Origin of the sequence: Streptomyces sedi (assembly GCF_006335015.1) — a bacterium.
Lineage (GTDB): Bacteria > Actinomycetota > Actinomycetes > Streptomycetales > Streptomycetaceae > Streptomyces > Streptomyces sedi.
Window position 1 is genome coordinate 56,987 of record NZ_VDGT01000026.1, and the last position, 13,305, is coordinate 70,291.

A 13,305-nucleotide genomic window follows, 5' to 3' on the forward strand; every position below is an offset into this window, starting at 1 on the left:
GTGGTCGTTCAAGGGCTGGTGTTGTCGGGAGGTGCCAAAGGATGGCCGGTTCTGATTGACCTTACTTGTGAGTAACGACGTATAGCCGGGCGCCCGGTTCCGCACCTACGGTCGTTTCATGCCGAACCTGCCCGATGTCGTCCTGTGGTCCATACCCGCGTTCGTGCTGCTCACCGTCGTCGAGATGGTGAGCCACCGGCTCCACGGGGACGAGGAGGAAGCCGGCTACGAGACGAAGGACACCGCGACCAGTCTCAGCATGGGCCTGGGGAGTCTCGTGTTCGACTTCCTGTGGAAGATCCCGATCGTCGCGGTCTACACGGTGGTCTACGAACTGACGCCGCTGCGCGTCCCGTTCGGGTGGTGGACGTTCCCGCTGCTGCTGCTCGTGCAGGACTTCTTCTACTACTGGTCGCACCGGGGCCACCACGTCATCCGGATCCTGTGGGCGTGCCACGTGGTGCACCACAGCAGTCAGAAGTTCAACTTCACCACCGCCCTGCGGCAGCCCTGGACCAGTCTGACCTCGTGGCCGTTCTATCTGCCGATGATCGTGCTCGGGGTGCATCCGGCGGCCGTCGCGTTCTGCTCCGCGGTCAACCTCGTGTACCAGTTCTGGATCCACACCGAGCGGGTGGACCGGCTGCCGCGGCCGTTCGAGTTCGTGCTGAACACGCCCTCGCACCACCGTGTGCACCACGCCTCGCAGGGCGACTACCTGGACCGGAACTTCGGCGGCATCCTGATCGTGTGGGACCGGGCCTTCGGCTCCTGGGCCGCGGAGGAGCAGCGGCCGGTCTACGGGCTCACCAAGAACATCGACACCTACAACCCACTGCGCGTCGCCACCCACGAGTACGCCGCCATCGCGCGCGACGTGCGCGCGGCGCGCGACTGGCGCGAGCGCGCCGGGCGCGTCTTCGGCGGGCCGGGGTGGCAACCACGCGCCCGGGGCGCGGCGGAGCCGGTGGAGCGCGCCGGGTGAACGTGTGGGGCGGTGTCCCGGCGCGGGTGTGGCGTGGCGCGTTCCTCACCGCCGTGGCGGTCGATCTCGGATCGCTGCTGATCGGGTTCGATCTCGGCCACTTCGTCGCCAAGCCGCTGCTGATGCCGTTGCTCGCGGCCTGGGCGGCGGCCAGCGGGGCGCCCCGACTCCTCGTCGTGGCGCTGCTGTTCGGCTGGGGCGGCGACGTGTTCCTGCTGCTCGACGCGGATGCCGCCTTTCTCGCCGGGATGGGCTCGTTCGCCGTCGGGCACGTCTGCTATCTGGTGCTTTTCGGGCGTCGGAGAGCATCGGTGCCGCTCGGCCTCGGGTACGCGGTGGTGCTCGTGGGCGCCGTGGCCCTGCTCTGGCCGGACCTCCCCGCCGAGCTGCGGATACCGGTGGCCGGCTACTCGCTGCTGCTCGCCGCCATGGCCTACCGGGCGAGCGCGCTCGGTGTGCTCACGGGGATCGGCGGGGCGTTGTTCCTGGTCTCCGACACGCTGATCGCGACGGACATCGCGGAGTGGCCGCAGCTGCCCGCCCCCGACCTGTGGGTGATGGCGACGTACGTTGCCGCCCAGTATCTGCTCGCGACGGGCATCCTCGGGGCAGACCGGCGAGCGGGACAGCCCCCGGACTGAGGCTGGCCCCACCCGGAGGCTGGCCCCACCCGGAGGCGGGGGGCAGCCGGATGGTGGCGGGGGCGGGGCGTCGACAGGATCAGCGGGACCTGGAGCGACGACCGAGGGGTGGGCCGGCAATGGCCGTGAAGAGGGGGAACCGGCTGCGGGCGACGGCCGTCGCCGTGGCCGTGTGCGGCGTGACGGGGACCGTCGCGTGCGGCACCGGCGAGGGGGACCGGTTGCGGTCCGACGCCGAGGCGATCGTCGACACCGGCGTCACCGGGGTGCAGGCCCGCGCCACCGGGCCCGACGGTGCGTCGGAGAGCGTCGCCGCCGGCGTCGCCGACGTCGGCACCGACCGGGAGGTCGCGCCCGACGGCCACTTCCGGATCGGCAGCGTCAACAAGACCCTGGTGGCCACCGTGGTGCTCCAACTCGCCGCCGAGGAACGGCTGTCGCTGGACGACACCGCCGAGGAGTGGCTGCCCGGGGTGGTGCGGGGCAACGGCCACGACGGGCGGCTGATGACCGTGCGGCAACTCCTCCAGCACACCGCCGGCGTGCACGACGGCGACTACCCGGTGCGCGGCGGCTCCGCCGAGCGCTACCGGGAGAGCCGCCACGAGGTGTACACCCCGGAGGAGATCGTGGCCGCCGCGATGCGGGGCGCGCCGGACTTCGCGCCGGGCGAGGGCTGGAGCTACTCCAACACCGGCTATGTGCTGCTGGGGATGGTCGTCGAACGGGTCACCGGCCGCCCCTGGCAGGACGAGGTCGAGGCGCGGATCCTCCGGCCGCTCGGGATGCGGGACACCACCTGGCCCGGCGACGACCCGGGGCTGCCCGAGCCGCACGCCAACGGCTACACCCGCTTCGCCCCGGGGGAGGAACTGGTCGACACCACCGAACTCGTCGACGCCGACGCCTCGGGCGGCTATGTCTCGACCACCGCCGACCTGGACCGTTTCGCCCGCGCGCTGTTCGACGGCACGCTGCTGGAGGAGGCGGAACGGGCCGAGCTGACCGGAACCGTGCCCGTGGGGGAGGACGACACCCCCTGGGAGGAGGCGGGTTACGGGCTGGGGATCTTCTCCCGCGCCCTGTCGTGCGGCGGTACCGTGTGGATACCGAGCGGCGACCAGATCGGCTACCGCACGCGCGTCGGCGTCACCGAGGACGGGCGGAGCAGCGTCGTCGTCTCGATGTCCACCCAGCTCCAGGACTCGGCGGAGAGCGCCCTCGCCCAGGAGGCCGCGGCCACCGAGCTGATCGACAACGCGCTCTGCGCGGAGGACGGTTGAGGCTGGCGCGCCCCGGCCGGTACCCCGTTCCCCCGCTCGCGGGGAGCGGCGACGTACAGGAGAGGCAGACAGGTGACCCGACCACCGCTCCCCAGGACACCTCGGCACGAGTTCCCTCCGGAGCTGCGGCGCCGCCACACGTTGGACCACATCAGGGAGTGCGGCATCGGGGCGGTGGCCCAACACCCGGTGACCTACCGCAGATGGGGGCCGGCCAAGTCGATCGTCGTGACGGTCGGCGTGTTCCTCGGGCTGGGCGTGCTGATGGGGATCGGGGCGTCCAGCGACGGGGAGGTGCCGTTCGTCGTGCCGCCGTTGGCGGCGCTCGGCGCCTGGGCCGTGCTCTACGGACTGCCCATCCTGCTGCCACTGGCCGTCAGGGACATCCGTCGCCAACGCCGGCTGCACCGGGCGGTGTCCGCGATCCCGCGGGTCGGAGGCCACACGCTGCCCGGCGAGGTGGGCGACACCCCCGGCCTCGTCGGCTACGACGCGGGGGTGCTGCGCCTGTACACCGCCCGGGGCGTCGCGCTGGAGGTGCCCTTCCCGAGCATCTACGTGGTGGAGGAGCTGCCGCCCAAGGGCTTCTCCGGGCTGCCCGGCATCGACGTGCTGGCCATGGACGGGACATGGACGGAGTTCCGCGTCACCGACAACGGAAAGCTGCTGACCACCCTGGAACAGGCCGGCACCCCGGTGCTGCGGGCGGTCAACCGCTTCTGATCCCTCGGGCGGCAGCCCGGGGCGGGGCCGCCCGTCCCGGGGGACGGTGACGAACGGCGCGACGGGCCGCGCGTCAAGCCGTTACTGGGACCAGCTCAGCGCGAGGGACCAGACGTCGTCGGCATGATGAGGGCCGCCGTCGCCCGGTGGCGTCCGTGCGACGTGGAGAACGGATGAGGTCTCGGAGATCCGGAACGCCGTGAACCCGTGCATCGAGGAGTCTCCGACCTCCTCCAGGCCGAAGCCGGCTTCCGCGATTCCGGCGGCGAGCGAGGCGAAGGGGACGTGCGTCCGGAACTCTCCGTACTCCTCGCGCAGCCGCCGCGGAACGACGTCCTCCGCCCAGGCGAGCCGGTGGACCTGCAACGACACGGTGGCGCACCGCCATTCGCCCTCCCGCCTGAGGAAGGAAACCTCGACCAGACCGTAGTCACGGCGCATTCTCCCCTTGCGGGCGTCATCCACGTAGTCGCCGCCGAGCACCGGTTCCCACTCCGTCGGCAGGGACCCCGCCCCCAGGCCGCAGACCGTTCCCCGGGTCGCTGTGCGGACGTAGAAGTCGAGGTCGTCGCTCACATCTTCTCCAGGGCCTCGCGCGGAAAGCGGACTTCGGGCTCGGTGGGAACGCACCCCCCGGGTTGATTCTCCGCCCGCCCGCCCGCCCGCCCGCCCGCACCGCGAGGCGCTCGGTGCGTGGTGCAGGGCCCCGGTGCCTTGGGCGGGGCCGCCCGTCCCCCCACGGGCGGGCGGCCCCGCGTTCCGGTGCGGACCCGGCCGTCAGGAACGGGCCGGGGTCTGCCAGAGGGAGCGGTCGGCGAGGGCGTCCCGGGCGCGGTCCTCCAGGGAGTCGCCCTGGTCGGCGCCGGCGGCCTCGCGTTCGGCCAGCGGGGCGTCGTCCGCCGGGACGTCCGGGCGCGGCGCGGAGTCGCACTCGGAACGGGACGGCGGCAGCACGCCGTTGATCAGGTAGTCGTTGACCTTCTCCGTCACGCACTCGTTCAGCCCGTAGAGCCCGTGGGTGCCGCTGTCGCGGACGGATATCAGCTGGTTGTCCAGGGCGTCGGCCATCGCGGGGCCGCCCGCGTACTGCGTCGCCGGGTCACCGTCGGCCTGGATCACCAGCCCCGTCGGGTAGCCGTCGCGCTCCAGCCCCACCAGCGGCTCCGGCGGGTCGAAGCTCCTGAAGGTGCAGGTGGTGGGCGCGGCGCCGACCACTCCGCTGCCGTTGAAGTCGTGGTACGGGTACTTGTCGCGGTACTCCCGCATGTCGTCGTAGTAGGTGGCCAGGTCGCCTGGCCAGTCGGCCTCGCAGGTGACCGTGTCGTACACCCCGGACTCGACCCGGGGGATGCCCTGTTCGGTCAGGATGTTGGCCGCCGCCGCGCCCGCGTCCGGGGAGAGGGGCGCGTCCTCGGCCGACGCCGCGCGGACCTCGGCCACCACCTCGGCGACGACGTCCCACACCGGGCGGGGCTGGGTGCCGAGGGCGAGGAAGGAGTCGAGCGCGTCGCGGTCGAACTCGCGCGGCCAGTAGGCCGGCCAGTCCTCGGGCCGCTCGCGGTCGATCGTCACCGGCGTCTCCGCCAGCTCGGCGGCCAGCGCCTCCGTGGCGGCCAGCACCTCGTCCTCGGAGGCGCCCAGGCCGAAGGTGGAGTCGCGTTCGCCGACCCACTCGGCCCACGCCTCCACGTTGGACCGGACGCCCACGGACTGCTGGAGGAACTGCTCACGCCACAGCCAGTCGGGGTGGATCGAGGAGTCCAGCACGCTGCGGTTCAGCCCCTCGGGGAAGAGGCTGCCGTAGACCGCGCCCAGATAGGTGCCGTAGGAGTACCCCAGGTAGTTGATCTTCTCCTCGCCGAGCGCGGCACGGATCACGTCCATGTCGCGGGCGGTGTTCGCCGTGTTGATGTGCGGGCGGATACCGCCGCCCGCGCGCTCGCACGCCTCCTCGCGCGCCTGCGCGTACTCCGTGTACTCGGCGAACTGCTCGTCGGTGGGCCGGGTGGTGTCCGGCTTCCGCTCCTCCACGGTCTCGCACATGAGCTGGCTGGAGCGGCCGACGCCGCGCGGGTCGAAACCGATCAGGTCGAAGCTCTCCGCGACCTCGAAGTCGCGCGATCCGAGCGGCATCGCGAGGCCGCCCCCGCCGGGGCCGCCCGGGTTGAACAGCAGGACGCCCTGCCGGCGCTCCTCGTCCTTCGCCTTGATCCGGCTGACCTCAAGGCGGAGCGAACCCTCGCCCGGCTCCTCGTAGTTCAAGGGGACGACCACGGTGGCGCACTCCATGAGCTTCCACTGTCCCTGCCACGGGTCGACGATGATGCCGTCCTCCGGCTGCTCCGACGGCGGTGGCTGCTCCCACTCCGGGCACTCGGCCCAGTCCGGCTCCTGCCCGTAGAACTCCGCCAGCTCGTCGTCCTCCGCGCCCTGGGCAGGCGCCCCGACCGCCACCGCGACCAACGCCGTCATCCCGAAGGCCAGCGCGATGCCCGCACCGCGCCGCACTCCTCTTGTCCCGCGCACCACTGGGTGCTCCCGTCCTCGTCCAACAAGACGAGAGCGACGCTAGGGAGCGGGGTGTTACAGGAACGTTCAGAAAGGGGGGTCCGCGCGAGGCAGATCCAGCCGCACCGCGAGACCGCCCTCGCGCGGCGCGTCGAGCCGCAGGGCGCCGTCGTGCGCGGTGGCGACGGCCGACACCAGGGCGAGCCCCAGCCCGTGCCCCGCGCCTCGGCGCTTGACCCGGCCGTCGCCGCGCACGAACGGCTCGACCAGCGAGGGCACCAGCTCGGGCGCCACCACCGGGCCGGAGTTGACCACCGTCAGCCGGGTCGCGGTGCCCTCGACCGACTGCTCCACCCGGGCATGGCCGCCGCGGTGGTTGTGACGGATCGCGTTGCGCACCAGGTTCGACAGGGCCTGGCGTATCAGCACCGGGTCGCCGAGGGCCCAGACGGTCCTCCCCTCCGGGTGGTGCAGCTCGACGCCGGCGGCCTCGGCCTCGGCACCGTGGCGTGCGACCACGGAGCGAGCCAGCTCGACCAGCTCCACCGGCTCGCGCACCCGCACTCCGCCCTCGGCGTCGCAGAGGTCCAACAGGGCGTTGACCGTCTCGATGTTGGCGCGGTTCATCTCGCGCACCCGGCCGGCGAGCGCGCGGAACTCGCGGGCGTCCGTCTCCGGGTCGTCCAAGGCGACGTCGATCATCGTCTGCGTCGTGGCCAGCGGGGTCCGCAGCTCGTGCGAGGCGTTCGCGGCGAAGCGCCGGTGCGTGGCGAAGGAGCGCTCCAGCGAGGCGAGCATCCGGTCGAAGGTGTCGGCGAGGTCGCTGACCTCGTCCCTGGGGCCCTCAAGTCCCACGCGGTGGTCGAGGTTTCCCGTCGCGGCGCGGGTGGCCGCGAGGTTGATCGCGGCCAGCGGTCTGATGATGCGGCCGGCGACGAGCCACCCGACGGCGGCGCCCAGCAGGGCGAGCGCGGCCAGGGCTATCCCCGAGACCAGCAGGAACGTGTCGAGGAAGTCGTCCGCACTCTGGATCTCCACGGCCCCGCCCACGCCCGGGGGCTCCACCCGCTCGAACGAGGAGGCCCCGCCGAAGGTCTCGCTCAGCTGGAAGGCCGGCACGTACCGCATGAAGAGGTACACGATCACGATGAAGACGGCGACCGAGCCCGTGACCATCCCCGCGTAACTCAGCGCCAGCCGCACCCGTATCGGCACCCCGGACCGGAACGGGGGGCGCAGCCACTCTCCCGACGCCCGCCTCTCCCCGGGCGCCGGCCGCTCCAGGGTCCCCGCCGACTCGTGTGCCGTCATCCCGGCCTCCTCACTGCCCGAAGCGGTAGCCGGCGCCCGGCACGGTCTGGATCACCCACGGCCTGCCCAGGCGTTTGCGCAGCGTGGAGATGGTGACGCGGGGGGAGTTGGTGAAGAGGTTGGCGTTGGCGTCCCACGCCTGCTCCAGGATCGCCTCCGCGCTCAGCACCCCGCCCTCGGCCTTCATCAGGACCTGGAGCACCGCGAACTCCTTGGGGCTCAGGCGCACTTCGCGCCCTCCGCGCTCCACCACCCGCCGGAACGGGTCGAGCCGCACGCCCAGCGACTCCAGCACCGGGGGGCGCGCCGGCTGCGCGCGGCGCTCCAGCGCGCGCAGCCGCGCGACCAGCTCGGGCAGCTCGAAGGGCTTCGGCAGATAGTCGTCGGCGCCGATCTCGAAGCCGGAGACCCGGTCCCAGAGCGACCCCGCCGCCGTCAACATCAGTACGCGCAGCCGCGGATGCTCGGCCGCGATGCGCCGGCACACCTCGTCGCCGTGCACCCCCGGCAGGTCGCGGTCGAGGAGGACCACCTCGTAGTCGTTGACCGTGATGGCCTCCAACGCGGCCTCGCCGTCGTGGACCACGTCGGCGACGATCGTCGCCCGGCGCAGCCCGGCCTGGACCGCGTCGGCGAGATACGGCTCGTCCTCGACGATCAGCACACGCATGACTGGACTCCTCGCTCGGCACCGCTCCACCACACCCCGCAAAGAACCCAACCACGCGTCATGTTCCGAAAACGTAAAGGGGGTGGACCCGGGCGGGCGGAGCCGACACCGCCTCAGAACCCCTCCGCCGCACCCGGGTTGCCCGCGAGAGAGCCCGTCCCGAGCCTGCCCCGGAGGGCACGTTTTCCTCCGATGCCCTGTCGGAGCCCTCCCACCCCACGATCGATCAGTGAAGTTTTCCGGAGATCTCGTGAAGGCTCGACGTGCGCAGCTCCTCGGGAGGTTCGCGAGGCGAACGTACTGCGGCGTACGGGTTCGCGTCCCATGTGCGCGCCGTCAGCGCTGCCCGGCACGCCCCCCTTGGCGCCGAGCCTCGCGACCCCCGCCGCCCGCCCTCGTTCCGTCGCAGGTCAGCACGGCGATGTAGGGGAGGCCTGAGGCGCGGGGTGCGTCGGGCACGCGGTGCGGGGTGTAGCCGGCCCCCCTCGCTGAGTGTCCGGAGGGCGCGGCGAGAAGGGGGGCCAGGGCCATCGGACGGCCGCCGCCCGCTCTCCTAGTCTGTGGGCAGTTGTCAGGATCCGGCGACCGCGAGCGGCGGCGAACCGAGGGATCCGCACTCCCGGGTGTGTGAAGTCGGCTCTCCCCGCTCCGCGTTCGGGAACCGCGCGCCGACCCATCTCTCGGAGGAACCGTGATACGCAGAATCGGTACGACCGCCGCCGCAGCGCTGTGCTGCACCCTGGCCGGTGTGGGCCTCGTGGGCTGTGACGACGACGTGGCGTCAGCCGATCCGGAGTCGTCGGAGTCCGCGGACGGCGGCGCCTCGGACGAGGGGAACGACGAGGGGGTCACGCCCGGCGGCGCGGGCGTCGAGCAGATCGAGCTGGACGGCCAGACCGTCAACGTCAACATCCACTGCGCCGGCGAGTCCGCCGAGGGCCAGCCGGTCGTCTTCCTGCTGCACGGCGGCGGCGAGGACGTCAGCAACATGTCCGACCTCCTGGAGACCCTCTCCGCCGACGGCCAGGTCTGCGCCTACGACCGGCTCGGCGCCGGCGGCAGCGACGCGCCGCTCGGCCCGCAGGACTTCGAGGACACCGGCGCCATCCTGGGCGGCGTGATCGAGGAGGTCGCCTCCGGCAAGCCGATCGTGCTCGCCGGGCACTCCATGGGCGGGCTGATCGCCGCCCGTTACGCGCCGGAGAACGAGCAGGTCGCGGGCGTCGTCCTGCTGGACGCCACCGGTCCGCACGCGGCGGGCGACTTCGCCGAGCGCATCCCCGAGGACGTCGAGGGCCCCACCGCCGAGCTGCGCGCCGCCCAACTCGCGGTCTTCGAGGGGCAGAACCCGGAGCAGCTGGTCTTCACCGACGCCGACGTCGTCCCCGCCGGCGACATCCCGGCGCGGGTGCTCCAGCACGGCGTCCAGTACCTCGCGGAGCTGGACCCCGAGTACGGCGAGGGGCTTGAGGAGGACTGGACCGCCGCCCAGGAGGAGTGGCTGAACCTCTCCACCGACAGCGAGCGGACCGTTGTCGAGGGCGCCGGCCACTACATCCACACCGACGTGCCCGACGCCGCCGTCGAGGCGATCGAGGACGTCGTCGCCCGCGCCGCCGGCTGACCGCGCGCCGACCGGACGAGACCGAGCGGGGACGACACCGGCCGGACGACACCTACCGGAGACGAAGCCGACCGGAGACATCACCGGCGGAGACGTAACCGCCCCGACGAGACCGGCCGGACGAGACCGGCCGCCGGGTGCCCACCCCCTCCGTGGGCACCCGGCGGCCGTGTCTCATCGCCCGAAGGCTCCGAACGTCACACGCCGCTCGGGTTCTTCGCACGCGCGACGGTGGCGGGCCGCTCCTCCGTGCCGATCAGCACGGGCGCCGGCTCCTCCTCGGGGCCGCCCTCGCGCAGCCCGAACCTGTCGTGGAACCGGCGCAGCGGGCCCGGCGCCCACCAGGCGTTCCGCCCCAACACCCGCATCGCGGCCGGCACCAGCACGCCCCGGATGGCGACCGCGTCGACGAGGATCGCGAGCCCGGTGGCGAGGCCGAACATCTGCATGAAGCTGATCTTCGACGTTCCGAAGGCGAAGAAACTCACGGCGAGCACCACGGCCGCCGCGCTGACGATCCGCCCGGTGTGGCCCAGGCCCCCGGCCACCGCCGTCTCGTTGTCCGCGCCCTGGTCGTGCAGCTCCTTGATGCGGCTGGTGACGAAGACCTCGTAGTCCATCGACAGGCCGAAGGCGATGCAGAAGACGAGCACCACCATCGAGGTGTCCATCGGCTGCGCGGTGAAGCCGAACACCGAGCCCAGGTTGCCCTCCTGGTACATCCAGGTCACCACGCCGAGCGCGGCGCCCATGCTCACCAGGTTCAACAGCAGCGCCCTGACCGGCTGCACCACGCTGCCGGTGAAGAGGAAGAGCAGCGCGAACGTCGTCAGCACCACCAGCGCCGCGGCGAGCGGGACCCATGAGCCGACCGTGGCGTTGGAGTCGACCAGGGCGGCGTCCGCCCCGCCCACCAGCGGCTCCGCCTCGGCGGGGGAGGGCACCTCGCGGACGTCGTGGACCAGTTCCTGGGCCTCGTCCGACTTGGGGGTCAGCACGCTGACCACGTTGATCCGCTGCGCGTCGTCGCGGCCCAGGCCCGGGTCGCCGGGGCCGGCGGCGGCGCCGTCCGCGTAGACGGCGGCGCTGGTCTCGACGCGCACCACGCCGTCCAGGCCGGCGAGTTCGGTGGCGTAGGAGTCCAACGCGGGGGCGTCCACCGGGGCGTCGACGACGATCCGCAGCGCGCTGTCGTCGTTGCCCTCGAAGTTCTCCTGGAGCGCCGCGGAGACCTGGCGGCTCTCGGCGTTCTCCGGCAGCACCCGTTCGTCCGCCGTGCCGAAGGTGATCCCCAGCAGCGGGCTCGCCGCGACCAGCAGCAGCGCGAGCACCGGCAGCGCGGTGAGCGCCGGGCGCCGCATCACGGCGCGCGCCATCCGGCCCCACACCGACTCGCGGCTCCCACCGCGCCCGCGCCCGACCCACGGCATCCGGCCCCCGTTGATCCGGTGGCCCAACACCCGCAGCAGCGCCGGCAGCACGAAGAGGGTGGTGAGCGCCGCGATGGCGACGACGCCGACACCGGCGTAGCCGAAGGAGCGCAGGAAGTACTGCGGGAAGACCATCAGCGCCCCGAGCGCGGCGGCGACCGTGGCCGCCGAGAAGGCGACCGTGCGGCCCGCGGTGCGCACCGTGTGGCGGACCGCGGCCTCGACGGAGGCGCCGGCGGCCAGCCGCTCGCGGAACCGGCTGACCATCAGCAGCGCGTAGTCGATGCCGAGCCCGAGGCCGAGCGCGGTGGTCAGGTTGGTGGCGAGGATCGAGACGTCGGTGACGGTGCCGAGCACATACAGCTGGGCGAACGTGCCGAGGATGGCGAGCACGCCGACGGCCAGCGGCAGCAGCGCGGCGACCACGCTGCCGAAGACGACGAGCAGCAGCAGGAGCGTCAGCGGGATGGCGATGCCCTCGGCGAGCAGCAGGTCGTCCGCGACCTGCGCGTTCATCTCGTTGCCCACGGCGCCGCCGCCGCCGGCGCGGACGGTGAGGCCGTCGTCCCGCTCGCCGGCGTGTGCGTCGAGGACGGCCTGGATGTTCTCCTCCAACTCGACGTTCTCGCCGGCCACATGGGCCAGCAGCAGGGCCTGGTGGCCGTCACCCGAGCGCAGCGCCGGGCTCTCGGTGCCCCAGTAGGAGATGACGTGGGCGACGTTCGGCTCGGCGGCCAGCTCGGCGGTCAGCGCCCGGCCGCCGCGCGCGGCCTCCGGGCTGTCGACGCCGCCCTCGGGGGCGTCGACCAGCAGCACCAGGTTGGTCTGGCCGCCGAACTTCTCCTCGATGACGTCGTTGGCCCGGGACGACTCGGACGACGGGTCGTCGAAGCCGCCCCCCACCAACTTCCCGAACGCGCCCATGCCGACGGCCCCCAGCAGGACCGTCGCCACGGCGGCGACGACCAGTACCAGCCGGGCCCGGCGGATCGCCAGTTCGGCTATGCGGTCAAACACGGACGGACTCCTTCGTGTCCTTGAACTTGCGTCCTTGCGACGGATGAAAAGCGGGCGAAGTGGGAGGAGTTGACCGTGAGTGGCCGGCGCGGATCGCCGCGCGGGCCGCTCGCCCCGTTCGGTGGTCGGGCTCGGAAGCCCGTGAGGAGGCTCGGAAGCCGTGAGGAGGTGGAGAGGAACGGGAGGGGGAGGTGGAACGCGCCCCTCGTCGCCGGGCATGACGCTAGCGGGGTGCCAGGGAATTTGGCAGTGTGAGAATTTTCTGACGGCCCCAGGGGGCGGGGGTGCCGGGGCGCCGCCGCCGTCGTAGGGTCACCGCATGTCCGCAGAGCAGCACGCGCAGGCGCGGCCCTCCCTGCGGGAGCGGCGCAGGGCCGCCGCCACCCGGGAGATAGTCGAGGCCGCGGAGCGCCACATCACCGAACACGGACCGGCGGCGCTCTCGCTGCGCGCGGTCGCCCGCGACCTGGGGATGACGGTGCAGGCGCTGTACCACTACTTCCCCAGCCGCGACGCGCTCGTCACCGCGCTCATCGCCAGGACCTACGACGACCTCGCCGACGCGGTGCGCGCCGCCGTCCAGGCGCCGCCCGCCGAGGAACCGCCGCCGCCGGGCCTCGTGGTGGCGGCCGAGGCGTACCGCCGCTGGGCGGTCGCCCACCCCGAACGCTTCCAACTGATCTACGGCACCCCGCTGCGCCACTACGAGGCGCCGGTCGACGGCCCCACGACCCGGGCGCTCCAGCGGATGAGCGCGGTCTTCTACGAGTTGATGTTCGGCGGCTACCGCGTCGAGCAGCTCGCCTCGGCCCGGATCGGCCCGCTCTCCGACGCGTTCCTCGCCCGCCTCGACGCGCTGGGCGAGCTGCCGGCGCCGGCGACCGCACTGATGCTCAGCGCGTGGGGCCACATGCACGGTCTGGTGGTGCTGGAGGTCTTCGGGCACACCACGTTCGTCGGGGACGAGCGGGGCGAGATCTTCCGGATGGCGATGCTGGACCTCACCGAGGGGCTGCACGCCCGGATCGCCGGCGACTGACGGCCGCGCACCCGCGGCCGGCGCGCGGCGCCTCGCGGGAACGGGTCGGAGCCGCCGCCCGGCCCGGCGCGGGG

General features: G+C 72.8%; 11 protein-coding genes. 6 read left to right on the forward strand and 5 right to left on the reverse strand.

Annotation, left to right across the window (positions count from 1 at the left end; all coding sequences use genetic code 11):
* Window positions 1-118: 118 nt before the first annotated feature.
* The 4 genes from FH715_RS25530 to FH715_RS25545 all read left to right on the forward strand — a co-directional run bounded on the left by FH715_RS25530 (window position 119) and on the right by FH715_RS25545 (window position 3,632).
* Complete coding sequence (locus FH715_RS25530; protein WP_139649392.1) at window positions 119-985, forward strand: sterol desaturase family protein; 867 nt, start codon at window positions 119-121, stop codon at window positions 983-985.
* Window positions 982-1,626, forward strand: coding sequence for a lysoplasmalogenase (locus tag FH715_RS25535; protein ID WP_425472777.1), 645 nt, complete (start codon window positions 982-984; stop codon window positions 1,624-1,626). The genes FH715_RS25530 and FH715_RS25535 overlap by 4 nt, the downstream gene beginning before the upstream one ends.
* Before the next feature lie 119 nt (window positions 1,627-1,745).
* Window positions 1,746-2,909 (forward strand): serine hydrolase domain-containing protein, encoded by a 1,164-nt coding sequence (locus FH715_RS25540; RefSeq protein ID WP_139649396.1) that lies wholly within the window; start codon window positions 1,746-1,748, stop codon window positions 2,907-2,909.
* A gap of 72 nt (window positions 2,910-2,981) precedes the next feature.
* Window positions 2,982-3,632 carry a hypothetical protein gene (locus FH715_RS25545; protein ID WP_139649398.1) on the forward strand — a complete coding sequence of 217 codons (651 nt, stop codon included), beginning with the start codon at window positions 2,982-2,984 and terminating at the stop codon, window positions 3,630-3,632.
* A gap of 81 nt (window positions 3,633-3,713) precedes the next feature.
* On the opposite strand, the gene FH715_RS25550 is transcribed toward FH715_RS25545, so the two are convergent.
* From FH715_RS25550 to FH715_RS25565, 4 genes are all read right to left on the reverse strand, one after another.
* The gene (locus FH715_RS25550) at window positions 3,714-4,208 is read right to left on the reverse strand and encodes a hypothetical protein (protein ID WP_139649400.1); all 495 of its coding nucleotides are present in this window, start codon (window positions 4,206-4,208) and stop codon (window positions 3,714-3,716) included.
* Window positions 4,209-4,409: 201 nt separating this feature from the next.
* On the reverse strand, window positions 4,410-6,158 hold the full coding sequence (locus tag FH715_RS25555; RefSeq protein ID WP_246108977.1) for an alpha/beta fold hydrolase: 1,749 nt from the start codon (window positions 6,156-6,158) through the stop codon (window positions 4,410-4,412).
* A 69-nt stretch (window positions 6,159-6,227) separates the two neighbouring features.
* Window positions 6,228-7,451, reverse strand: a complete 1,224-nt coding sequence (locus FH715_RS25560) for a sensor histidine kinase (protein ID WP_139649402.1) — start codon at window positions 7,449-7,451, stop codon at window positions 6,228-6,230.
* 10 nt (window positions 7,452-7,461) lie between these two features.
* Window positions 7,462-8,121, reverse strand: coding sequence for a response regulator transcription factor (locus FH715_RS25565; protein ID WP_139649404.1), 660 nt, complete (start codon window positions 8,119-8,121; stop codon window positions 7,462-7,464).
* Between the two features lie 691 nt (window positions 8,122-8,812).
* Here FH715_RS25565 and FH715_RS25570 point away from each other — a divergent pair.
* On the forward strand, window positions 8,813-9,745 hold the full coding sequence (locus FH715_RS25570) for an alpha/beta fold hydrolase (protein WP_139649407.1): 933 nt from the start codon (window positions 8,813-8,815) through the stop codon (window positions 9,743-9,745).
* A gap of 197 nt (window positions 9,746-9,942) precedes the next feature.
* Here FH715_RS25570 and FH715_RS25575 read toward each other — a convergent pair whose 3' ends face one another.
* A complete protein-coding gene (locus FH715_RS25575; RefSeq protein WP_139649409.1) occupies window positions 9,943-12,192 on the reverse strand; it encodes an MMPL family transporter in 2,250 nt (749 codons plus the stop codon).
* A 319-nt stretch (window positions 12,193-12,511) separates the two neighbouring features.
* On the opposite strand from FH715_RS25575, the gene FH715_RS25580 reads away from it, so the two are divergent.
* On the forward strand, window positions 12,512-13,231 hold the full coding sequence (locus FH715_RS25580; protein WP_139649411.1) for a TetR/AcrR family transcriptional regulator: 720 nt from the start codon (window positions 12,512-12,514) through the stop codon (window positions 13,229-13,231).
* Window positions 13,232-13,305: the final 74 nt, after the last annotated feature.